This is a genomic window from Sinorhizobium arboris LMG 14919 (assembly GCF_000427465.1).
GTDB classification, from domain to species: domain Bacteria; phylum Pseudomonadota; class Alphaproteobacteria; order Rhizobiales; family Rhizobiaceae; genus Sinorhizobium; species Sinorhizobium arboris.
Genome location: NZ_ATYB01000008.1, coordinates 36,878 through 58,746, shown reverse-complemented (window position 1 = coordinate 58,746; position 21,869 = coordinate 36,878). Strand labels below are relative to the sequence as shown.

The following is a 21,869-nucleotide window of genomic DNA, read 5'->3' as shown; positions in this document are numbered from 1 at the left end:
GCTTTACGCCCTGTTTCTTCAGGCAAGCGTGTAGGCTGTCTTGACGTTGGTGTAGAACTCTGCGGCGTATTTGCCCTGTTCACGCGGGCCGTAGGAGGAGGCTTTGCGTCCGCCGAACGGCACGTGGAAATCGACGCCGGCCGTCGGCAGGTTGACCATCACCATGCCGGCCTCGGCATTGCGCTTGAAATGCGTCGCATGCTTCAAGCTGGTGGTGGCGATCCCCGAAGACAGGCCGAACGGCGTGTCGTTGGCGACGGCGAGCGCCTCGTCGTAATCCTTGACCCGAATGACGGCCGCGACAGGTCCGAAGATCTCCTCGCGGGAGATACGCATCTCGTTTGTTGCCTCGGTGAAGAGCGCCGGCTGCAGATAGAAGCCGGGCGTGTCGCGCGAGATCAGTTCGCCGCCGAAGGCGAGCTTGGCGCCTTCCTTTTTGCCGATGGCGATATAGTCGGTGTCCTGATTGAGCTGGCTCTGATCGACCACCGGACCGATATGGGTGCCGGCCTTCAGCGCGTCGTCGACGACGAGGCCCTTAATCCGCTCGGCCATGGCCGCAACGAACCGGTCGTGGATCCCCTCGGTGACGATGATCCGCGAGGAGGCGGTGCAGCGCTGCCCCGTCGAGAAGAAGGCGGAATTGACCGCCGCTTCGACAGCGACGGAAAGATCGGCATCGTCGAGCACGACGAACGGGTTCTTGCCGCCCATCTCAAGCTGATACTTGCGGTTGTGCTCGACCGAAGCGACTGCGACGCGCTTTCCGGTCGCGGTCGAGCCGGTGAAGGTGATCGCCTGGACATCCGGGCTGTCGAGCATCGCCTGGCCGACAACCGAACCCTTGCCCATGACGAGGTTCAACACGCCCTTCGGCAGGCCCGCGCGGTGGAGGATGTCGACGATCGCCCACGAACAGCCCGGAACCAGCTCGGCCGGCTTGAAGACGACGGTGTTGCCGTAGCAGAGCGCCGGGGCGATCTTCCAGGCGGGAATGGCGATCGGAAAGTTCCATGGCGTGATGATGCCGACGACGCCGACCGGGTCGCGCGTAATCTCGACGCCGATCCCCGGCCTTACCGACGGGACGACCTCACCGCCAAGACGCAAGGTCTCGCCGGCAAAGAATTCGAAGATCTGGCCGGCGCGGACCGTCTCGCCGATACCCTCTGCGAGCGTCTTGCCTTCCTCGCGCGAGAGGAGGCGTCCCAGCTCGTCCTTGCGGGCGAGGATCTCGTCGGCGGTCTTCTTCAGGATCGCATGGCGCTCGAGAATGCCGGAGCGCGACCATGCAGGAAAGGCGGCCTTGGCGGCCGCGATCGCGGCTTTCGCGTCTTCGGCGCTCGCGCGGGCATATTCTCCGACGACATCATTGGTGTTCGACGGATTGATGTTCGCAACGCCATCTCCGCCGACCCATTCGCCGGCGATCAGGTTCTGGTGAAGTGTCATGGGCTTCAGCCTCCTTGTCTTCTTGCGCAAGCGGCCGCGGGTCACGGCCTCGAGCCTGCCGTTGCAGATATGTCAGAGCTGATGGACAGCGACTTCTTCTTCTGCCGCGATCGCCAGCGGATTGCGCAGGGGCAGGCCGAATTCCCTGGCTTCGATCTCGAATACGTCTCCCTCCTCGGTGCGGATGCCATCGCCGAAAGAGAGCGTCGCCGTGCCGAACATATGGACATGCACGTCGCCCGGCGCGCGGAAGAGGCCGTACTTGAAATGGTGATATTCGAGATTGGCGAAACTGTGCGACATGTTCGCCTCACCGGAAAGGAAGGGCTTCTCCCACAGCACCTTGCCGCCCCTCAGGATGCGCGATGCGCCGCGAATATCGTCGGGAGCCGCGCCGATGCGGATCTCCGGCCCGAAGCTCGCCTGCCTGAGCTTCGAATGGGCGAGCCACAGATAATTGACCCGCTCGGTCTTGTGATCGGAGAACTCGTTGGCAACCGCAAAACCGAGCCGGAACGGGACGCCCTTGTCGGAGATCACATAGATGCCGGCCATTTCGGGTTCCTCGCCGCCATCCTCCGCGAAGGACGGAGACACGAGCGGCTCGCCCGGCGCCACCGCCGTGGTGCCGTTGCCCTTGTAGAACCATTCCGGCTGCACGCCTTTCTCGCCGGACTTCGGCTTGCCGCCCTCGAGCCCCATGCGGAACATCTTCATCGAGTCCGTCAGCGTTTCCTCGGCGGCTTCCGTCGCCTTCTTGTGCATCGCGTCGCGCGTTGCGGCAGAACCGAGATGCGTGAGCCCCGTCCCCGTCAGATGCAGATGGGCGGGATCGGGATGGGTGATCGGCGAAAGCAGCCGCCCCTGGGAATAGGCCTCTTCGAGATCGACCGCTTCGCCAAGGCCCTTGGCGTCGACGACATCCCTGAGACTCCTGCCGCTGTTGGCCGCTTCCATCGCCAGAGCATAGACGCTCTCCGCTCCCTCGACGGCACGGGCCGTTTCGCCCGGGGCCCGCACGGCGACGATAACCGAACCGTCTTCTTTCCTGACCTGAGAAATCAGCACGTTCTGTCCTTCCTGATAAGTTGGCCCCACCTTGCCTTCCCTTCCGGAAAGGCAACGCTTCGCCTCGAGAGTGGCTCACGCCACCCAGTTACGGCGACCATGCCGCGTTTTATGTTGCGATCATCGGGCGCTGACCGGACGCCGATCAGCCCTTGCCCTTGTTCTTGTTGTAGACGTCGAAGAACACGGCTGCGAGCAGCACGAGCCCCTTGATCAATTGCTGGTAGTCGATGCCGATGCCCATGATCGACATGCCGTTGTTCATGACGCCCATGATGAACGCGCCGATCACTGCGCCGGTGATCTTGCCGACGCCGCCCGACGCCGATGCGCCGCCGATGAAACAGGCTGCGATGACGTCGAGCTCGAAGCCGACTCCGGCTTTCGGAGTGGCCGAGTTCAGGCGCGCGGTGATGATCATGCCGGCGAGCGCCGCCAGCGCGCCCATGTTCACGAAAGCGTAGAAGGTCAAACGTTCGGTGTTGATGCCGGAGAGTTTGGTTGCCTTCTCGTTGCCGCCCATCGCATAGATCCGACGACCGAGCGTCGATCGGGTGGTGACGAAGGTGTAGGCGGCGATCAGCACGCCCATGACGACCAGGACGTTGGGCAGGCCGCGATAGGTGGAAAGCTGGAAGCCGAGGAACAGGGCCACCAGGCTGATGACTGCCATCTGGATCGCGAAGAAGACGAACGGCTCGTTCTCCGTGCCGTGTTGCTCGTTGATCCTGCGGTTGCGAAGGCCCGCAAATATCGCATAGCCGACGAGGGCAAGCACGGCGACCAGCGCGACCATGTTCTTGATCGTGTCCGGGCTCGGATTGAGGAAGTAGAGAAAATCGGGAACGAAACCCGTCGAAAGAAGCTGGAAGTCTTTCGGGAACGGTCCGATCGGACGCCCGCCGAGGACCACATAGGTCATTCCGCGGAACACCAGCATGCCGGCGAGCGTGACGATGAAGGCCGGGATTTTCTGGTAGGCGACCCAGTAGCCCTGCGCAGCTCCCAAAATTCCTCCGACGACCAGGCAGACGGGAATGACCACCAAGGCGGGCAGGCCCCATTTGACGAGCATAATCGCCGAAATCGCGCCGATGAAGGCGACGATGGAGCCTACCGACAGATCGATGTGCCCGGCGACGATGATCAACAGCATGCCCAGCGCCATTATGACGATGAACGAGTTCTGCAGCACCAGGTTGGTGATGTTGACCGGCCTGAAGAGAACGCCGTTGGTGACGAACTGGAAGAACAGCATGATGATGACGAGCGCGACCAGCAGGCCGTATTCGCGAATGTTGTTCCTGAGGTAGTCACCGATCGACGGTTTGGTGGTTTGGGTGCTCGTATCGGCGACCATTACTGTTTCTCCCCTGAACGCATGATGGCGCGCATGATCGATTCCTGGCTCGCTTCCTCCTTGGAAAGCTCCGCCACCATGCGCCCCTCGTTCATGACATAGATGCGATCGCAGGTTCCGAGCAGCTCCGGCATCTCCGACGAGATCATCAGAATGCCTTTGCCCTCGGCCGCGAGCTGGTTGATGATGGTGTAGATCTCATACTTCGCGCCGATGTCGATACCGCGCGTCGGTTCGTCGAGTATGAGGACTTCGGGATTGGTGAACAGCCACTTCGACAGCACGACCTTCTGCTGGTTGCCGCCGGAGAGGTTGACCGTCTCCTGATAGATCGAATGGGAACGGATGCGGAGCTTCGAGCGATACTCGGCGGCGACCTTCCGTTCCTTGCGCTCGTCGATGACGCCGTTCGATGCGACCGCATGCAGGTTGGCGAGGGTCGTGTTCTGCATGATGTTGTTGATCAGCACGAGACCGAGCTGTTTGCGGTCCTCGGTCACATAGGCAAGACCGGCCTTGATAGCCTTCGGAATCGTGCTCACGTCCACCGGCCGGCCATGCATCGTCACCTCGCCGGTGATCTTGTGGCCCCAGGACTTGCCGAAGAGGCTCATCGCCGTCTCCGTGCGGCCGGCGCCCATTAGTCCGGCGATGCCGACGACCTCGCCGGCCCGCACCTTGAAGCTTACGTCATGCAGAAATTGCCGGTCGCGGTGCTGCTGATGGTAGACGTTCCAGTTCTTCACCTCGAGCAGCGTGTCGCCGATCTTCGGCTCGCGCGGCGGATAGCGGTCTTCCATTGCCCGGCCGACCATGCCGTTGATGATCCGGTCCTCGCTGACGTCCTCCTTGTGACAGTCGAGCGTCTCTACCGTTCCGCCATCGCGCAGGATGGTGATCTGGTCGGCAACCTTCTTAATCTCGTTGAGCTTGTGAGAAATGATGATCGACGTCATGCCCTGGCTGCGGAACTCCATGAGCAGCTTCAACAGCGCGTCGGAGTCGTTCTCATTGAGGGATGCAGTCGGCTCATCGAGGATCAGCAGCCGGACTTTCTTGGAAAGCGCCTTGGCAATCTCCACCAGCTGCTGCTTGCCGACGCCGATATCGGTGATCAACGTCGCCGGGGACTCGTTCAGACCCACTTTCTTAAGCAACTCCTGCGTGCGGGCGAAGGTCTGGGGCCAATGGATCACGCCCTTGTCGGCCACCTCGTTGCCGAGAAAGATGTTCTCGGCGATCGACAGCAGCGGCACCAGCGCCAGCTCCTGATGGATGATGATGATGCCGAGTTCTTCGCTGTCCGAGATCGTGCTGAACTGACGGAGTTCACCGTCGTAACGGATCTCGCCCTCATAGGTGCCGGCCGGATAGACGCCGCTCAGCACCTTCATCAAGGTCGACTTGCCGGCACCATTTTCCCCGACAAGCGCGTGGATTTCGCCTTCGCGAACCTTGAACGAGACATTGTCCAGGGCCTTGACGCCCGGAAACGTCTTCGTAATGCCCCGCATTTCAAGAATGATATTGTCCATACTCAGCCATTCCAGCTGCAGTCAGAGAGACTGCAGGCGCTCTCCCGTGCTGCACGGTTCTATCGACCGGCCCCGATCCGAAATAAAACCACGCGACGGGCCAAAGTGCTACAGCGACATTGCAAGGAGACGCATGCCGCCTGAGTTAAGAGGGTGCGCGAGCATCTCGCGCACCCTCCCGGTTCGCCGCATCAGTTGTTGAGCTGATCTTCCGTGTAGTAGCCGGAACCGACGAGAACGTCCTTGGCGTTGGACTTGTCTACGGAAACGGGCTTCAGCAGGTAGGACGGAACGACCTTGACGCCGTTTTCGTAGGTCTTCGTGTCGTTAACTTCCGGCTCCTTGCCATCCATGATCGCATTGACCATGTTGACGGTGACCTTTGCGAGTTCACGGGTGTCCTTGAAGACCGTGGAGTACTGTTCGCCTGCGAGGATGGACTTGACCGACGGCAGTTCGGCGTCCTGACCGGTAACGATCGGCATCGGCATGTCGCCGGAGCCGTAGCCTACGCCTTTCAGAGCCGAGATGATGCCGATCGACAGTCCGTCATAGGGAGACAGAACGCCATCGACCTTCGCATCGGTATAGGCGGACGACAGGAGGTTTTCCATGCGGGCCTGAGCTACGGCGCCGTCCCAGCGCAATGTGCCGACCTGGTCCATGCCCATCTGGCCGGACTTGACGACGAGCTTGCCGCTGTCGATCAGAGGCTGCAGCACCGACATCGCGCCGTCGTAGAAGAAGAAGGCGTTGTTGTCGTCCGGCGAACCACCGAAAAGTTCGATGTTCTTCGGCTCGGTGGCGCCGTCGAGCTTCAGGCCCTCGACGAGCGAGGTGGCCTGCAGCACGCCGACCTGGAAGTTGTCGAAAGTGGCGTAGTAGTCGACATTGCCGGAATCGCGGATCAGGCGGTCATAGGCGATGACCTTGACGCCGGCATCGGCGGCCTTCTGCAGAATGTCGGAGAGCGTGGTGCCGTCGATGGCGCCGATGACGAGGACCTTCGCGCCCTTGGTCACCATGTTCTCGATCTGCGCCAGCTGGTTCGGAATGTCGTCGTCGGCGAATTGCAGGTCCGGCGTATAGCCGGCCTCCTTGAACAGCTTCTCCATGGTTTCGCCGTCGGAAATCCAGCGCGTCGACGTCTTGGTTGGCATGGAGATGCCGACCATGCCCTTATCCTGGGCAACTGCCGGCGCAGCGAAACCGGCGACCGTCATCGCCGCAGCTGCGAGAAGCGAAGTAAAGAATTTCATCAGATCTCTCCCTGAGTGTTGAACCGGCAGGCACAGGGCCACCGTCTATGCGCAGCGACCACCGTCGCGGAGCGTGACCCCCGGCGGTGGTTCAAGATGAAGGAAGCCCTCCCCGTCTTATCATACTCCCGCATGCGCTGGCGCATATGCTGGGAAACTGGAATCAATTGCCATAACTGTCAAATACAATATCGCTTTGCATGCATATCAAAATTGATATACCACTCTGAAAGAGTGTGATTTTTGAAACTCTTGAAAACGGAACCGAATGGAATGCTCGATGGCAAGCCGAATGCAGCCGGGCTGACGGGGGAACTGCTGGAAACCGGGCTCTTCCGCTCCGGATTGAAGATCAACCACTTGCGGCTCATTCTAGCGATCGACGACCACCGGCGCATCAGCGCAGCCGCCGATGCGCTCGGCATCTCGCAGCCGGCAGCCTCGCGCATGCTCGCCGAGATCGAGGCGATCGTTAAGGCGCCGATTTGCGAGCGGGTGGCGCGCGGCGTCGACCTGACCCGCTACGGCGAGGCCCTGGCGCGCCGGGCCCGTACCATTTTCCTGGAGCTGCGCGAGGCCGCGCGCGAGATCAACGAGCTCAAGACCGGAAGCGGCGGATCGGTCTCCCTCGGCTCGGTCACCGGCCCGGCACTCAATCTCGCGGTGCCGGCGATCCGGCAGGTGTCGACGGCCTATCCCGGCATCGAGATCAACGTGCAGATCGACAACAGCAACGTGCTGACGCGCGAGCTTCTGGCGGCGCGGCACGACTTCATCGTTGGGCGAATCCCCGACGACCTCAATCCGCGGCTGTTCAACCTGGTCGAAATCGGTTTCGAGGACGTCTGCCTCATTGTCCGGGAGGGCCATCCGCTGCTCGACAAGACGTCAGCCAGTGCCGACGACCTCCCCGGCTATGACTGGGTCTTCCAGCCGCCCGGTACGCTGCTTCGACGCGCCGTCGAGGACAGTTTCGGTTCCGCCGGCGTTCGGCTTCCGGCAACCGTCATCAACACCTCGTCGATCATCCTGACGCTGTCGATCGTTCGCAACACCAATGCGATCGCTCCCGTTGCGCTCGACGTCGCCAAGCTGGTCGCGGGCAACGGCACCGAAGCCGGCGAGATCCGGATTTTGCCGACCGAATTTCCGATCCGCATCAAGCCCTATGGGCTGATCACCGCCGAAGGCCGGGCCCTTCCCCCGAGCGCAAAGCTGCTCTACGACCTGATCCTGAAGCAAAGCAGGGTGTGATGCACGCCGAGCTTCTCTGCAAACGTCATCCTCGGGCTTGACCGGTCAAGCCCGAGGATGACGATTGAGAAGCCCGAGGATGACGATCGAGAAGCCCGAGGATGACGATTGAGTGCCTTACAGAACTAAAGACCAAGTGCCTGCCCGGAGAGACTTGATGTTCGGTATGTCGGTGTTCCACTCGGTGCTCGAGCGCCTCAAGGCCGAGCAGGACGAAGAGCTGTCGGATGAGGCAGGGGATGAATGGAGGGGCATCGCAGCGGCGCCGGGCTTCATTGCCGAAACCGCGACCCAAACTTGGGCATTCCACACTACGGTGCAGCAAGCCTATTGCGAACTGACTGCGGATGAGACCCCGGAGCCGTTTGCTATGCCCGACTATCTGAACCGCACCGGCCTCGCGGAGGTCGCCTCGGAACTGGCGCTCGGGGAAGCGGAAACCGCGCTGACGCTCGCAGCCAAGCGAAGGCGGTTCGCCGCCGCGAATCATCCCGACAGGTTGCCAGCCGAAGCGCGGCTCAATGCGACCTTGCGCATGAAGCTCGCCAACATGCTCATCGACGAGGCTTTGGGGCGGATCGACAAGCCGAGGACGGCGAGATAAGCGTCACTTCGTGCCGTCAGTCGTCCCGTCGGTCGTCTCGCCCTTGTTCCGGTCCTCCTCCTTCGGCCGGTAAAAGACGAGAAGGGACGCGCCCGCATAGGCGGTCACCACGAGAAAGATCGTCCCCCACATCATCTGCCCGCCGTAGAATTCCACCGCCGTCCAAACCGCGCAGAACACGATGATCAGCAGCCGGATCCACAAGGGACGATAGAAGGGGTGATCCGGATCGATAAATTTGATCATCCTGATTCCTCTGGGTAGACTTAATGCCAAGTCCATCTACTGCATATTTCTGCAATTAGGTAGCAAGTCCATCTTTTCGGTTCGATGCGGTCGGCCACGGCCGATCATTGGTCGCTTTCCGGAACGCATGGGCAGCGGCCCCCCAGCTCCAGATATTCCCCGGTTCGTAACCGACCCGGCGATAAAATCCTGCAGCCGCTGTCGGCGTTGATACTTGACGGCGCCAAGCGAATTGGAATAAATATTCCGCATATGCAATAATTGGCCGTTTCATTCCAGTTCCTCTCTTGCGGGTGCCCCGCGACGCCTTTGCGCGATGAGCGTCAATCATCGTGCGCCAACCCGGTCGCGCACCGGAATTCAAGGACGATAGTGATGACAGTGAGATTTGGTCTTCTGGGCGCCGGGCGTATCGGCAAGGTTCATGCGAAAGCCGTCAGCGGCAATACCGATGCGCGCCTCGTCGCTGTCGCGGATGCTTTTCCGGCCGCGGCGGAAGCGATCGCCGGCGCCTATGGATGCGAAGTCCGCACGATCGGCGAGATCGAAGGGGCCAACGACATCGACGCCGTCGTGATCTGCACGCCCACGGACACCCATGCCGATCTGATCGAGCGCTTCGCCCGTGCCGGCAAGGCGATCTTCTGCGAGAAGCCGATCGATCTCGACGTCGAACGCGTCAGGGCCTGCCTGAAGGTCGTGTCCGAGACAAAGGCCAAGCTGATGGTCGGCTTCAACCGTCGCTTCGACCCGCATTTCATGGCGGTACGCAAGGCGATCGACGACGGGCGGATCGGCGAGGTCGAGATGGTCACGATCACCTCGCGCGATCCCGGTGCGCCGCCGGTCGACTACATCAAGCGCTCGGGCGGGATCTTCCGCGACATGACGATCCATGATTTCGACATGGCCCGTTTCCTCCTTGGCGAAGAACCCGTTTCCGTCACCGCGACCGCAGCCGTGCTCGTCGACAAGGCGATCGGCGAAGCCGGCGACTATGACAGCGTGTCGGTGATCCTTCAGACCGCGTCCGGCAAGCAGGCGATCATCTCGAACTCGCGCCGCGCCACCTATGGTTACGACCAGCGCATCGAAGTTCACGGCTCGAATGGCGCAGTCGCTGCGGAAAATCAGCGCCCCGTGTCGATCGAGATTGCGACCGGCGAAGGTTACACGCGCCCGCCGCTGCACGATTTCTTCATGACGCGCTATACGGAAGCCTATGCGAACGAGATCGAAAGCTTCATCGATGCGATAGAAAAGGGCGCCGAGATCGCGCCGTCGGGCAAGGACGGCCTTGCCGCACTCGCGCTCGCCGATGCGGCCGTGCGCTCGGTTGCGGAAAAGCGCCAGATCAGCGTCGCCTGACGACCTGCTGTCCTATTGTCGAGACAGGCCGGGCAACGCCCGGCCTTCACGCCTCCATCCGATTCGGCACCGATGATGGCGGCGCTTCCGCGCTCGGAGACTGCTCGGTACTCGCGTCTGCGCCAGCCACCGCCGTGGCGTTGGCCGGCGGCCAAACGCCTCAGCGATGGCCGGCGGCTCCAATATCGCCGTCGATCGCGCCGAGCGCCCGATCGAGATGGCCGTCAAAAACGAGCCGCTGCTCGTCCATCACCACCCTTATCTGCGGCATGCCCTGCAGGCGAACCTGCAGCGAATGCGCCATGCCCTCCTCCAGCCCCTTCTGCAGAAGCTCGAAATAGCGCGTGCCCGGCCCCGTCACGTAGATCGGCATCGGTTCATAGAGGCTGAGCATCCGCGAAATACCGTTGCCGAGCGCCACGCCGGCCTGGCGGAAGGCATAGCCGGCCATCCGATTCCCCTGCCGCGCGCTCGCGGCAATCTTGTCCATCTCCGACAGCGGCACGAACTTCGCCGGTATCGTATCGGAGGGCACCTCGAAGGCGGTGCGCAGGATGCCGTAGAAGCCGGCTGCCGCCTCGACGCAGCCGTCGCTGCCGCACCGGCAAAGCCCCGCGCCCGCCTGATGCAGCATATGACCGAAATTCGGCGCCGTGACATCGAACTGGCCGGTGCTGGCTCTTCTTGCGAGACCGAGGCCGATGCTGTGGCCGAGCGAAACGGCGGCGAGCGCCCGGAACCCGCCCTCGCTCTCCTCTTCTTTTACAGCCAGCGCATGCGCGACAAGCAGCGACTCGTTGCTGAGCATGATCCTTGCGCGCCAATCGGGCCGGAGCAGTTCCACGAAGTCGAGCTGTTCGCTGCCGAAGACCGGCGACCAGATGAGCCGTGCGCCGTCGGCGGCCACCAGTCCCTTGCTGCTGATGGAAATGGCAAGCACGTCGTCCTTGGAAATGCTCGAGCGGCCCAGCAGGCGTTCGAGCGCCGCTGCCAGGACCTGCCCGAAAGCAGCGGTGCCGCGGAGATCGGGGCTGCGCGCATCTTCGAAACGGTCGAGCAGGATGCCACCGTAATCTGCAAGCGAGTATTGCACGACGTCGGAGGAAATGCGCACGACGATCACGTAGCCGCAGCCGCGTCTCGGCTCGAAGAGAACCCGCGGCCGTCCGCGGCCGCCCTGGACGTGCTGCTCGGTCTTGACGATCACCCCCGATCGCTCGAGCTCGGCCGTGATGACGGAGATCGTCGCCGAGGCAAGCCCCGTCTGTGCTGCAATCTCCGTGTGGGAGAGCGAGCCTTTACGGCGCAGCGCCGAGAGAACGAGGGTGCTGTTCTGCTGACGCACAAGCTCGGTGCTCGACTTGGTCAGCATCGTATACTCTTACACCGCCGCGCGTCTGGCAGGGCGCGCAGAGCGCGCTCCGATTCAGTAAGTTGCTGCATGTCTTGTCCGATCAAAAAAGCCATGCAGGAGCAATCGCGGGTCCCTCGAGGTCATGCCCCTCCCAAAGCATCTGGCGGCCGACAAGACAAGGCGCATTCATCATTTCCGTAGCGATTTCAAGATGCTGCAGCAATCGTCCACACGCTTCAGAGGCCTTGTTGACAGCTTGGAGAAACTCTGACATTTATTTTCTCGACTGTCGAGAAAAAACGCCGGACGAAGTGCCGGAGATATTTGCGGCAGGACTTCAGGCCTGTTGGGGATGCGTGCGGGAGGTTCGTGCGCGCAGCAGGGCCATTTGGGAGGATAGGATGAAATCCATTTTGAAGCTGATGGCGGGAGCCGCCATCATCGCGTCCATGCATTCTGCGGCGATCGCCAAGGATCTGGTCATCGGCGTTTCCTGGTCCAATTTCCAGGAAGAGCGCTGGAAGACCGACGAGGCTGCCATCAAGGCTGCGCTCGAGGCTTCGGGCGACAAGTACATCTCGGCCGACGCGCAGTCTTCCGCCGCCAAGCAGCTCACCGACATCGAGTCGCTGATCGCCCAGGGCGCCAACGCGCTGATCGTCCTTGCGCAGGACTCCGATGCGATCGGCCCGGCGATCGAGAAGGCGGCCGCGGAGGGAATTCCGGTCGTCGGCTATGATCGCCTGATCGAAAACCCCGACGCCTTCTACATCACCTTCGACAACAAGGAAGTCGGCCGCCTTCAGGCGCGCGAGGTATTCAAGCAGAAGCCGGAGGGCAACTTCGTCTTCATCAAGGGCTCCTCCGCCGATCCGAACGCCGATTTCCTCTTCTCCGGGCAGCTGGAAGTCCTGAAGGAAGCGATGGACGCGGGCAAGGTCAAGAATGTCGGCGAAGCCTATACCGATGGCTGGAAGCCGGAAAACGCCCAGAAGAACATGGAGCAATTCCTGACCGCCAACGACAACAAGGTCGATGCGGTCGTAGCCTCCAACGACGGCACCGCTGGCGGCGCCATCGCGGCACTCGACGCGCAGGGCCTTGCCGGCTCGGTTCCGGTTTCCGGCCAGGATGCCGACAAGGCGGCGCTGAACCGGGTGGCGCTCGGCACGCAGACGGTTTCGGTCTGGAAGGACTCCCGTGAGCTCGGCAAGAAGGCGGCCGAAATCGCCGCGGCGCTTGCCGGCGGCAAAACCATGGACGAGATCGAAGGCGTAGAGACCTTCAACGGCGGACCGAAGGGCGTTGCCATGAAGTCCGTCTTCCTCGCGCCGCTGGCGATCACCAAGGACAATCTGAACGTCGTCATCGACGCCGGCTGGATTTCCAAGGAAGAAGCTTGCCAGGGCGCGAAGGACGACGTCGCTGCCTGCAAGTAAACCGCAAAACGACGGGGCCGATCTCTAGTCTTCATGAGCGCCGCAACGCACTCCCGTTGCGGCGCTCTTGCAAGGTGCGAAGCGGATCCGAACGACATCGACAGACAAGTGGGGGATGGCATGTCCATGGCCGACATCACACAAGCCGACCAGACACGGGCCGACCAGACACGGGCCGACCAGACGCGGGCCGATCAGACACCGGGCACGCAATCCGGGCGCGCCCGCATGACGGACGAAAACCCGGTGAAACGCTTCTTCCGTGCTACCGAAATTGATACCCGGCTGCTCGGCATGGTCGGCGCGCTGGTCATCATATGGCTCGGATTCCAGGTGATGACCGGCGGATTGTTCGACGGCCTGTTCCTGAGACCGCGCAACCTGTGGAACCTGACCGTCCAGACCTCATCCGTCGCCGTCATGGCGACGGGCATGGTGCTGGTCATCGTGACCCGCAACATAGATCTCTCGGTCGGCTCCGTGCTCGGCTTCTGCGGCATGATCATGGGCGTCCTGCAGGCGCAGGTCCTGCCGCAATATCTCGGGCTCGGCCATGGCGCCATCTGGGCGATCACCCTTGCCTGCGGCATCGCGGTCGGCGGCGCCATCGGCGCGCTGCACGGGTCGATCATCGCCTTCCTCAACGTTCCCGCCTTCATCGTGACGCTTGGCGGCCTGCTGGTCTGGCGCGGCGCAACCTGGTTCGTGACGAGCGGCCAGACGGTTGCGCCGATGGACGCCACCTTCCGTCTCATGGGCGGCGGCACCGAGGGCTCGATCGGCGCAACGGCGAGCTGGATCGTCGGCTTTCTCGCCTGTATCGCCATCGTCGGCGCCATTCTCAATTCGCGCAAGCAGCGCAAGCGCTTCGGCTTCCCGCTGCGCCCCGTCTGGGCCGAGTATTTCCTTTCTATCCTCGGCTGCGCTCTGGTGCTCGGCGCGGTCGCCGTCGCCAACCACTATTACTGGCCGGTCAATATCGCTCGCAGATACGCCGATGCCAACGGCATCGCCTGGCCGGACGGCGGCCTGCAGATCTCGCACGGCATCGCCATTCCCGTCCTGGTCGCGATCGTCGTCGGCATCGTCATGACCTTCATCGCCACCCGCCTTCGCTTCGGCCGCTACGTCTTCGCGCTGGGCGGCAACCCGGAAGCGGCCGAGCTCGCCGGTATCAAGACCCGCTGGGTCACCGTCAAGATCTTCACGCTGATGGGCGTGCTCTGCGCCATCGCGGCGGCCATCTCGACGGCGCGCCTCAACGCGGCGACCAATGCCCAGGGCGAACTCGACGAGCTCTACACGATCGCTGCCGCAGTCATCGGCGGGACCTCGCTCGCCGGCGGCGTCGGCACCATTGCCGGCGCGATGATCGGCGCGCTCGTCATGCAATCCCTCCAGTCGGGCATGGTCCTTCTGGGGATCGATACGCCCTTCCAGCGGATCGTCGTCGGCGTCGTGCTCGTCACCGCCGTCTGGCTCGACACCGTCTACCGCGCCCGCGCAAAATAATCAGGAGTTCGAACATGACTGAACAACGCACTCCGCTCGTGGAAATGAAGAACATTTCCATCTCCTTCGGCGGCATCCATGCGGTGGACAATGCTTCCGTCGATCTCCACCCCGGCGAGGTGGTCGCCCTCCTCGGCCACAACGGCGCCGGCAAGTCGACGCTGATCAAGATTCTCTCCGGCGCCTACAGGCGCGACGCCGGCGAGATCCTGATCAACGGCGAACCGGCCGAGATCAACAATCCGCGCGACGCCAAGAAATACGGCATCGAGACGATCTACCAGACGCTTGCCGTGGCCGACAATGTCGACGCCGCCGCAAATCTCTATCTCGGCCGCGAACTGCGCACCCCCTGGGGCACGCTGGACGATGTGGCGATGGAAGCGAAAGCCCGCGAAGTGATGGGCCGGCTCAACCCCAACTTCCAGCGCTTCAAGGAGCCGGTCAAGGCGCTTTCCGGCGGCCAGCGGCAATCGGTGGCGATCGCCCGCGCCATCCTCTTCGACGCCAGAATCCTGATCATGGACGAGCCGACCGCAGCGCTCGGACCGCAGGAAACCGCTCAAGTCGGCGAACTCATCAAGCAATTGAAGCGCGAGGGCATCGGCATCTTCCTGATCAGCCACGACATTCATGACGTCTTCGACCTCGCCGACCGCGTCTCCGTCATGAAGAACGGTCAGGTCGTCGGCCACGCCCGCACCGAGGACGTGACCAAGGACGAGGTGCTCGGCATGATCATCATGGGCAAGGTGCCCGCCAAGGCGATCCCCGGCCCCGGCGCCATGCAGATGGCGTGAGGCGCGAGACCTGATCGATTCGAAGACACGATTTCATGCCGCATCCCCCGAGATGCGGCATTTTCTTTTGCCCTGGGAACGCCGCAACCGATGCGCGGCGTCCCCAGACCAGCCGGCGAAAACGAGTTTCCCCTTAATCTCCTGCAATTGACCATTGAAGCGGCGCGCAAGCTAGGCTAAGAACCGCTCACAGCCTGCTTCGGCGGCCCTGCCGCCAACGGATGCACCCGTAGCTCAGCTGGATAGAGTGTTGGATTCCGATTCCAAAGGTCACAGGTTCGAATCCTGTCGGGTGCGCCAATTCTGCCATTCTTTGTCACCACATAAGTGCGAACTCGCACCCGCGGTTCGCGAACTGTAGCCACCATAATTGCGAACTGGTGCGGTCAACCGACTGCAATTCGATCCATCCGAATCGCGCAATCGAATGGCCTTGCACCTCGTTTCCCCGCTGGAAAAGTTGACACCGACGAATCCTACGGCAAATCCCGCCATAAACGCGGACTCCGAAATTTTTTTAAGTTTTTTCCGCCGCTTTTGCCTGCACTGCGAGAAAGTGTAGACACTCGCTTGAGGTCAAAGTCGACTTCGCTGGACAAGCACACCCGATGTAACGCACGAGCGCGTCGCACCTAAATGCAGGCGATTTCGAAAAATACTTTCGAAGTGAAAGCAACGCCGTTTTCGGTGACCGAACCAGGTCAGGCTCAGCCATTTTCGAATCTTTCCGACGAGGACTTAGTCCTATACCTCGGCTTCCTGCGCGCCCTCGTTGCGGGAGATCTGCCGCCACGGTATCCACGGGAGGAGACTCTGTCAGCCCTTAGGATTGGCACGGTGTCGTGGAGCGATACACTCAACCAAAAAGCGGCTTTGACCAGACTGGAGCGTTGCCCCGGAGCGACTGGTGGCGCAACGAATACTGCCAGACACCTTACCTGATGCTCGCGATCGGGAGTATCGGGCCCAGCGATGATTGGACCAATCACAACAACGTCCGCCTGACGGCGGCGCGGCAACTCCCGCTCTGTCCGCTTGCTGCGGGCTATTTCAGCCGCTACACAATCTCTGGGTTCAAAGTGGCGGGGAAAAGATGCGATCCGGAATTGCAGCAGTAGCGTTGATGGCTCTCATGCCGGGGACGGCGGTAGCGGAAGCATTCGATTGGTCGGCGCAGCTAGGCAAATCCCCGGCGACCCTGCAAACCGCATTGGGACAGTCAGGCCGATGCGCGACAGGCGGTTTCTCAATTCCGGTCCGATGGGTTAACAAGGACACGACGCTATCCGACAGCCTATTCGATCCCGTCGAGACCCCAGGTCCAGGGGCGATAATCATCGGGGGCGAGCCGGATCCAACCAACGATCACGAGGATGAGCGGACGTTTTCGCCGAGCAAGGTGACTTCAATCCGGTGCACGATCGGGCAAGAGGCAACCATCGAGGCTTTTGCTTACGAGGATCGCCTAGTACGGATTAAGCTGAACTTCGACCGATGCGACAGTCGCGAACTGCGCGAGGGCAAGCTTTTTGGCAACATCACGGGTAGTGATAAGCCATTCATGGTCGAGAGATGCGACGGCGTCGATCTGAAGGAGAAGGACTTCGACACAGCTCTCTATCAGTCCATCAAAGCTCGCAACAAATACGGCTACGACAGGGAAGGATCCCCAGGAATGCTCGACTTCCAATGGTCGGGAGATATGTACGGCGAGTACGGCCAGGCCGAGCGGAGAGTCATGTGGGAGGTCCTGTGTTACCGCCACTCACGGAACGAACTCAGCAGGATGATCCCGCCGGACGGCATGACATACCGATGCCTCATCGACGTCGAAAACGCAGATCCGTCGCGATGGTCGGCGACCGCAATGTACGAGATTCTTCGCCCGGGAATGATTTTCGACAGTGTGGCTACGCGACTGACCGCAATGCGTCTGTTTATCGATATGCCTGCCGAGCGCGCCGCGGCCCTCGCCATCAGGCCAGAACTTCAAACTATGGTCGACGCGATCAAGTCAAAGATCGCAGCGCGTGTGAAAGACGGCGACGAGAAGGAAGATGCTGTTTCCAATATTCTTGGCGTTGGAAACTGAACCATGAGCTGTCAGGAGGCGCGCCTAGAACCGCACAGGGAAGCAACTTCATGAGATCACTGTTTGCCTTCTTATTTGGCATCGTTGCTTCCAGCACTCTGGCCGCGGACTATCCGACCACCGGCATGCTGTATAACCAGCAGGAAGACTCCTCGCTGACCTACACCTGCACACTCCAGCAGGGCCAGCAGCGGCTCCGGTGCGAATTCATTCAGACAGCCGTCCGCAAGAAAGCGAAGCCAGCCGACCTGGAAAAGAAGCTCGATGAAGCCCGCAAGAACTATCCGGGTGCTGTGAAGGAATTCTCCGATCCCAAGGAATGCAACATGGTTGGCGCATGGCTCGGTATGGCCACCGGTCAGATTTCCATTGATGCCGCCCTCGCCCGCAATCCTGGAATCGCCACAGATGCTGCGAAGTTCAAGGAAGGCATGATCCGCCTGCAAGAGGACGCCAAGGCGAACCCCAGCGTGCTCGACACCTTCCGCGCTCTCGCAGGCATGTGCGATCATCCGACTGAGGAGAATTTCTTGAAGATCACAAAGGCCGACCACGACAAGAATCTTCGAACTTGCCAGGTCAGTTCGAATCCGTTCGCGCAGGAATTCGTCTGGGTCTCCGACTTCGGCAATGGCGGTGCTTGGGTGGTGTCGTCGCAGCCCGAAGGTCCATGTGGCGTAGTCCAGCTTTCGCGCTTCGAGAAGGACCAGTCCGACACCTCCGGCCTGTTCTGGCGGTACATTGCCAGGAAAGCCGCCACCAATCCGTCGGGCACTGTGTTGCCGGGACTGAGCTGCTCGGCAGTCGATCAGGGCGAATACGTCTACGACTGGAAGAAGACCAGATCTGACCATCTGCAGTGCGAGTTCGTCGAGTTCAGTCCCATCTGATCCGCGATGGTCAGTGCACCGCGTCAGAGGAAGGCGCGTCACCCTGGCCGCCGCCAAACCCACGTCCGTGCCGCAATGGAAAACTGACGGCACCGGATACCATCATGATTAGGCACCCAAGCCAGAGAGTTGAGAGTTGATTAATGCCCGACCACATTCCATGTCACGTCGTGTTTCCCGCGCGGCAGGTTCTCGAAGAGAACGATTACAATGTGTTTCCCCCCGACTTGGAGAGCGATGAACTCGTCTTCTTTCATGCAACGGCTGCGGAAAATGTCGAGAGCATTCTGCATTCAGGATTGCAGCCGGGGATAAAGCTCGGGAGGGAGCTTACGACGATCTCTTTCGCAGACAAGAGTGCATGGGCGTTGCACCATTGGGTGACAGTGCGAAATGGCAGGGATGGCGTGATCTTGGCGTTGCAATTCGACAACCGCGATGAGCTCTCATACGAGAGCGGCACTTACTACTCGCGTGAACTGAAAAGTCAGCCCCGTGTTATCGCGATGTGCCCGGTTCCGAGTACTTATAAGCACATCTAGCTGCCATCTCAGTGGAAATTCCTCGCCTTCACCTTGAGGGTGTCGATGTGGGGATCTGGGATGAAGAGGGTTCACCCACAGTCGCTCGAGATAACGCCACCGCGTCGAGATCTTCGAGATTTTCGCCGTCCATGTCCGTCGCTGGCTCCTTCCCGGGAAAGTAGCGGACACTTCCACGTTGTCTTTTCATTGATCAAGGTCCCGGCGATCTCAGGAGGCTTTGTAACCGAACGCCCCCGTCACGTCATGAAATTCGTCCTCGCCTTCAGAGATTACCCGTTTGATCACCGATAGCGGCAGAGGCTCGAGTGAGTTGAAGTCTAATGCCAATGAGTTCTCGTGGCCGAACGAACGTTCCACTACATCGAACATCGTCTTCGTCGCGGAGTGCGGACCGACGCCCTGGGTGGACGACATGGGAACTTCAATTTCGAGTATTCGTCCGCGGCCGATGCCTCGGATCGCAGCCAGCATGGCTTCGTCCTCGGATCCACCCATGAACGGAAAATACGAGGACTCTCCTCCCCAGTAACCGACCAGCATATCGACGGCAGAATCCGTGACATCGATCGGGCAAGCTGTCGTCCAGAACCCTCTACGGTCGCCGTACTCGTGGGGTAAATGGAGCGCGCTCGACCGATAAATTGTCTCCGCGATCTCCGGCTTCAGGAGTTTCTCTTCGACAACCGCCTGCAGCCGCTCTCTCAGGAGATCGAGCGATGTCATCCGGATCCCGGCGCGCAGGATCCTCGCCACCTCGCCGTCGGTCATCCGCGTGTAGTGAAACGCCCGACAGCTCTTCGACTGCAAAATGGGTGCCAGTCCATCGCGTGCTTCCATGTACGCCTGGTAGTGTTGGTTCGCGGGCCTCTGGAGGCGAATTCGTTCCTGGAGATCTTTCGGCGGCTCGATTTTGTCGAGCTCCAGTGCTCTCTCCCGATGGAGCCTAATGGTCTCCTGGTGCAGCTTGAGGTAATCTTGGACATCGCCGTCGTATGTGCCGACATCCCAGATATTGATCATTTCCGGCCCCATGACGATTTCGAGAGGAAGGGCGGAACTCCGGACGCGCAATATGCCTGTCCCGGAGTCCCTGGTCGCTCTCACGACCGTCCGGCTATTCGCCGCCCCGGCATCGTGAATTCATGGAGTTCGCTTATCGAGCCCGAGGTCCGAAATCAAGTCGCATAGCGGATTCATCCCTCCCCCTGCTGTGTTGGTCAAGCGCATCCAAGACCTCTTTGTCCGGCAACTCAAGCCGCGCGACAAGTTCATCGGCGAGCATCATGCAGGCGCTCCGATGCCGCTCAAGGATTCCTTTCGCCCGATCGAGCTGCTCTTGGAGAATGCGGTCGACCCGTGCCATTAACGCAGGATCCAGATGGCCGATCTCTTCGAAACGGCGCCGACTGAGATCGCCATAGGAGGCAAGCTTCTCGCCCATGCCGTAGGATCGTTCCAAGGCGATCGCCGTCTTCGTCGCCTCGAAGAGGTCGGATCCATCGGTACCTGCGACGCCGTCATCGTGGCCATCCAAGAATACCTCCTCCGCAGCCATGCCGGCCATCGTCATAGCAATCAAATCGAGGTAGTGGTCCCGTGTCCTGCGAATCCATGTGCCACGCCTGAAGCGCGCCTGACCTAGGGACTGCAAGCTGTCATCAACCCTGATCCGGCCAATGATGGCAACTTTCACGAGATCCATGCCGAGAACGGCGCCGACCACCGCATGTCCGATCTCATGGACGGCATTCGCCTTCAAGATATTCGGGGGATGTCCGCCATGAAGGGCAGATGAAGGATCACATCGCCCCTCGTGATCGGCCCGCGCCGCCGCCGTGCTGACCTGCGGGCGTTGCGGGTGATCTTCTCGATCTCGGCACCGGAAAGTCCAGAGGTCGCCGCTGCGAAGTCACGGTGATCATCGGCAGTCAGGCAGTCGTGCAGGTGCATCCTGAAGATCGCCTCGCGGGCGTGTTCGTCCGGGAGCGAAATCACCACATGCCGGTCTAGCCGTCCCGCCCGCAGAATCGCGGCATCGACCATCTTGGGATGGTTGCAGGCAGCGACGACGATCACACCCTCCCTGCCCTCGATGCCATCGAGTTCCTCCAGGAGGCCGTTGATCGCCTTGATGTCGTACGATGCGTTGCTGCCAGCGGCTCCATCGCGTGAGCCGAAAGCATCCAGCTCGTCGATGAACAGGATCGAAGGGGCCGCATTCTTGGCCTCCTTGAAGCTCCTCTGCATGGCCTTCAGGAAGTCGTTGAGATACCCCTTCGCCTGCCACTTGGCATATGAGGTGGCGATCACCTTAACCTTGCATGAGGCAGCGAGCGCGCGGGCGAACATTGTCTTCCCGGTCCCCGGCGGGCCGGATAGCAGGACTCCCTTGTCGACGTCCTCCCACGAGATTGTCCCCGCGCGCCAATCGGAGATGTCGCGCGCCAGCTCAAGGCCCCACTCCTTGGCTTCGCCGTACCCCTCCATGTCTTCGAGACGGATCCCAGAGAGTGTGTCGGGATCCTTCGTCTGCCGTTGTGCTGGCAGCTCCTCCTGCGCCATCTTTTCCAGGATTGCGAAGACGCGCGAGATTGGCCGGCCGCGTGTCATCGCAAGCTTCAGGCGTTTCCAGTTGGATCTTGCGAGCGCCTCCGCCTGCTGCTCGGTGACACCGATACCGTATGCCCACCGAACCACGCCACGCACCAGGCGACTGTCGGGAGACGGAACGTGGACGACTGCATCGAGAGCGTGCCGGAGATCCGATGGGACGGCTTCTGCCGACTTGAAGAGGATGATCGTCTTCGTGTTCTGCAGCATGTCCAGCACGGAGTCGGTCGAGGATTCCGCCTTCTCGTCATCGAAGGCCCTGACCTGATCCCGAAAGCGGAAGTTCAGCTCCCGGTCGAGAACCACGAGCGCCGCCCGAATGTATGTGACCCTGCGATCCCAGTCGGGAACGACGAGGCCGATGGAATAGCGGTTTGCCCGAGTGAATGGACGCATGGCTCCGCTGATGGATGCATATGCCAGGAATTCGGGCAGCGAGAAGCCGTCCCGGTCGCGAGAGATGTTTTTCATTGTGTGACCC

General features: G+C 61.1%; 19 protein-coding genes and 1 tRNA gene. 10 read left to right on the top strand and 10 right to left on the bottom strand.

The window, feature by feature from the left end; genetic code table 11:
* Positions 1-18: 18 nt before the first annotated feature.
* The 5 genes from SINAR_RS0101055 to chvE form a co-directional block, all read right to left on the bottom strand.
* A complete protein-coding gene (locus SINAR_RS0101055) occupies positions 19-1,452 on the bottom strand; it encodes an aldehyde dehydrogenase family protein (protein ID WP_027997304.1) in 1,434 nt (477 codons plus the stop codon).
* Positions 1,453-1,524: 72 nt separating this feature from the next.
* Positions 1,525-2,520 (bottom strand): AraD1 family protein, encoded by a 996-nt coding sequence (gene araD1, locus SINAR_RS0101050; protein WP_027997303.1) that lies wholly within the window; start codon positions 2,518-2,520, stop codon positions 1,525-1,527.
* A gap of 145 nt (positions 2,521-2,665) precedes the next feature.
* Positions 2,666-3,880 (bottom strand): multiple monosaccharide ABC transporter permease, encoded by a 1,215-nt coding sequence (gene mmsB / locus SINAR_RS0101045; RefSeq protein ID WP_027997302.1) that lies wholly within the window; start codon positions 3,878-3,880, stop codon positions 2,666-2,668.
* The gene (gene mmsA, locus SINAR_RS0101040; RefSeq protein WP_027997301.1) at positions 3,880-5,415 is read right to left on the bottom strand and encodes a multiple monosaccharide ABC transporter ATP-binding protein; all 1,536 of its coding nucleotides are present in this window, start codon (positions 5,413-5,415) and stop codon (positions 3,880-3,882) included. Before mmsA ends, mmsB begins: the two co-directional genes overlap by 1 nt.
* Positions 5,416-5,606: 191 nt before the next feature.
* Complete coding sequence (gene chvE / locus SINAR_RS0101035) at positions 5,607-6,674, bottom strand: multiple monosaccharide ABC transporter substrate-binding protein (RefSeq protein WP_027997300.1); 1,068 nt, start codon at positions 6,672-6,674, stop codon at positions 5,607-5,609.
* A 273-nt stretch (positions 6,675-6,947) separates the two neighbouring features.
* Here chvE and SINAR_RS0101030 point away from each other — a divergent pair, with 273 nt between their 5' ends.
* Both SINAR_RS0101030 and SINAR_RS0101025 read left to right on the top strand, forming a co-directional pair.
* The gene (locus SINAR_RS0101030) at positions 6,948-7,928 is read left to right on the top strand and encodes a LysR family transcriptional regulator (protein WP_027997299.1); all 981 of its coding nucleotides are present in this window, start codon (positions 6,948-6,950) and stop codon (positions 7,926-7,928) included.
* A 157-nt stretch (positions 7,929-8,085) separates the two neighbouring features.
* The gene (locus SINAR_RS0101025; RefSeq protein ID WP_027997298.1) at positions 8,086-8,532 is read left to right on the top strand and encodes a hypothetical protein; all 447 of its coding nucleotides are present in this window, start codon (positions 8,086-8,088) and stop codon (positions 8,530-8,532) included.
* A gap of 3 nt (positions 8,533-8,535) precedes the next feature.
* On the opposite strand, the gene SINAR_RS0101020 is transcribed toward SINAR_RS0101025, so the two are convergent.
* Complete coding sequence (locus SINAR_RS0101020; protein ID WP_027997297.1) at positions 8,536-8,778, bottom strand: hypothetical protein; 243 nt, start codon at positions 8,776-8,778, stop codon at positions 8,536-8,538.
* A 375-nt stretch (positions 8,779-9,153) separates the two neighbouring features.
* Here SINAR_RS0101020 and iolG point away from each other — a divergent pair, with 375 nt between their 5' ends.
* Positions 9,154-10,146 (top strand): inositol 2-dehydrogenase, encoded by a 993-nt coding sequence (iolG, locus tag SINAR_RS0101015; protein WP_027997296.1) that lies wholly within the window; start codon positions 9,154-9,156, stop codon positions 10,144-10,146.
* Positions 10,147-10,306: 160 nt separating this feature from the next.
* Here iolG and SINAR_RS0101010 read toward each other — a convergent pair whose 3' ends face one another.
* Positions 10,307-11,518, bottom strand: a complete 1,212-nt coding sequence (locus SINAR_RS0101010) for an ROK family transcriptional regulator (RefSeq protein ID WP_027997295.1) — start codon at positions 11,516-11,518, stop codon at positions 10,307-10,309.
* 383 nt (positions 11,519-11,901) lie between these two features.
* Between SINAR_RS0101010 and xylF the strand changes: the two genes are divergently transcribed.
* The 7 genes from xylF (at position 11,902) to SINAR_RS0100965 (ending at position 18,775) form a co-directional block, all read left to right on the top strand.
* Complete coding sequence (gene xylF, locus SINAR_RS0101000) at positions 11,902-12,939, top strand: D-xylose ABC transporter substrate-binding protein (protein WP_027997294.1); 1,038 nt, start codon at positions 11,902-11,904, stop codon at positions 12,937-12,939.
* A 120-nt stretch (positions 12,940-13,059) separates the two neighbouring features.
* Positions 13,060-14,451, top strand: a complete 1,392-nt coding sequence (locus SINAR_RS0100995) for a sugar ABC transporter permease (protein WP_050577429.1) — start codon at positions 13,060-13,062, stop codon at positions 14,449-14,451.
* 14 nt (positions 14,452-14,465) lie between these two features.
* A complete protein-coding gene (locus SINAR_RS0100990) occupies positions 14,466-15,251 on the top strand; it encodes an ATP-binding cassette domain-containing protein (RefSeq protein ID WP_027997292.1) in 786 nt (261 codons plus the stop codon).
* A gap of 223 nt (positions 15,252-15,474) precedes the next feature.
* Positions 15,475-15,551, top strand: a tRNA-Arg gene (locus SINAR_RS0100985).
* An 823-nt stretch (positions 15,552-16,374) separates the two neighbouring features.
* Positions 16,375-17,343, top strand: coding sequence for a hypothetical protein (locus SINAR_RS0100975; protein WP_027997291.1), 969 nt, complete (start codon positions 16,375-16,377; stop codon positions 17,341-17,343).
* A gap of 50 nt (positions 17,344-17,393) precedes the next feature.
* Positions 17,394-18,233 carry a hypothetical protein gene (locus SINAR_RS1000000137625; RefSeq protein ID WP_027997290.1) on the top strand — a complete coding sequence of 280 codons (840 nt, stop codon included), beginning with the start codon at positions 17,394-17,396 and terminating at the stop codon, positions 18,231-18,233.
* Between the two features lie 143 nt (positions 18,234-18,376).
* Entirely contained in the window at positions 18,377-18,775 is a 399-nt protein-coding gene (locus tag SINAR_RS0100965) for a hypothetical protein (protein ID WP_027997289.1), read from the top strand.
* Between the two features lie 210 nt (positions 18,776-18,985).
* Here the strand turns inward: SINAR_RS0100965 and SINAR_RS0100960 are convergent, their stop codons facing one another.
* The 3 genes from SINAR_RS0100960 to SINAR_RS01000000132915 all read right to left on the bottom strand — a co-directional run bounded on the left by SINAR_RS0100960 (position 18,986) and on the right by SINAR_RS01000000132915 (position 21,859).
* A complete protein-coding gene (locus SINAR_RS0100960; protein WP_150851971.1) occupies positions 18,986-19,798 on the bottom strand; it encodes a hypothetical protein in 813 nt (270 codons plus the stop codon).
* 133 nt (positions 19,799-19,931) lie between these two features.
* Positions 19,932-20,537 (bottom strand): ATP-dependent metallopeptidase FtsH/Yme1/Tma family protein, encoded by a 606-nt coding sequence (locus SINAR_RS1000000137620; protein WP_050577405.1) that lies wholly within the window; start codon positions 20,535-20,537, stop codon positions 19,932-19,934.
* On the bottom strand, positions 20,534-21,859 hold the full coding sequence (locus SINAR_RS01000000132915; protein WP_050577404.1) for an AAA family ATPase: 1,326 nt from the start codon (positions 21,857-21,859) through the stop codon (positions 20,534-20,536). The genes SINAR_RS1000000137620 and SINAR_RS01000000132915 overlap by 4 nt, the downstream gene beginning before the upstream one ends.
* Positions 21,860-21,869 lie beyond the last annotated feature (10 nt).

Excerpts from the sequence above, each read along its gene's own strand:
- SINAR_RS0101055 (WP_027997304.1), bottom strand. The coding sequence starts at position 1,452 with ATGACACTTCACCAGAACCTGATCGCCGGCGAATGGGTCGGCGGAGAT.
- mmsB (WP_027997302.1), bottom strand. The coding sequence starts at position 3,880 with ATGGTCGCCGATACGAGCACCCAAACCACCAAACCGTCGATCGGTGAC.
- mmsA (WP_027997301.1), bottom strand. The coding sequence starts at position 5,415 with ATGGACAATATCATTCTTGAAATGCGGGGCATTACGAAGACGTTTCCG.
- chvE (WP_027997300.1), bottom strand. The coding sequence starts at position 6,674 with ATGAAATTCTTTACTTCGCTTCTCGCAGCTGCGGCGATGACGGTCGCC.
- SINAR_RS0101030 (WP_027997299.1), top strand. The coding sequence starts at position 6,948 with ATGCTCGATGGCAAGCCGAATGCAGCCGGGCTGACGGGGGAACTGCTG.
- SINAR_RS0101025 (WP_027997298.1), top strand. The coding sequence starts at position 8,086 with ATGTTCGGTATGTCGGTGTTCCACTCGGTGCTCGAGCGCCTCAAGGCC.
- SINAR_RS0101020 (WP_027997297.1), bottom strand. The coding sequence starts at position 8,778 with ATGATCAAATTTATCGATCCGGATCACCCCTTCTATCGTCCCTTGTGG.
- iolG (WP_027997296.1), top strand. The coding sequence starts at position 9,154 with ATGACAGTGAGATTTGGTCTTCTGGGCGCCGGGCGTATCGGCAAGGTT.
- SINAR_RS0101010 (WP_027997295.1), bottom strand. The coding sequence starts at position 11,518 with ATGCTGACCAAGTCGAGCACCGAGCTTGTGCGTCAGCAGAACAGCACC.
- xylF (WP_027997294.1), top strand. The coding sequence starts at position 11,902 with ATGAAATCCATTTTGAAGCTGATGGCGGGAGCCGCCATCATCGCGTCC.
- SINAR_RS0100995 (WP_050577429.1), top strand. The coding sequence starts at position 13,060 with ATGTCCATGGCCGACATCACACAAGCCGACCAGACACGGGCCGACCAG.
- SINAR_RS0100990 (WP_027997292.1), top strand. The coding sequence starts at position 14,466 with ATGACTGAACAACGCACTCCGCTCGTGGAAATGAAGAACATTTCCATC.
- SINAR_RS0100975 (WP_027997291.1), top strand. The coding sequence starts at position 16,375 with ATGGCTCTCATGCCGGGGACGGCGGTAGCGGAAGCATTCGATTGGTCG.
- SINAR_RS1000000137625 (WP_027997290.1), top strand. The coding sequence starts at position 17,394 with ATGAGATCACTGTTTGCCTTCTTATTTGGCATCGTTGCTTCCAGCACT.
- SINAR_RS0100965 (WP_027997289.1), top strand. The coding sequence starts at position 18,377 with ATGCCCGACCACATTCCATGTCACGTCGTGTTTCCCGCGCGGCAGGTT.
- SINAR_RS0100960 (WP_150851971.1), bottom strand. The coding sequence starts at position 19,798 with ATGATCAATATCTGGGATGTCGGCACATACGACGGCGATGTCCAAGAT.
- SINAR_RS01000000132915 (WP_050577404.1), bottom strand. The coding sequence starts at position 21,859 with ATGAAAAACATCTCTCGCGACCGGGACGGCTTCTCGCTGCCCGAATTC.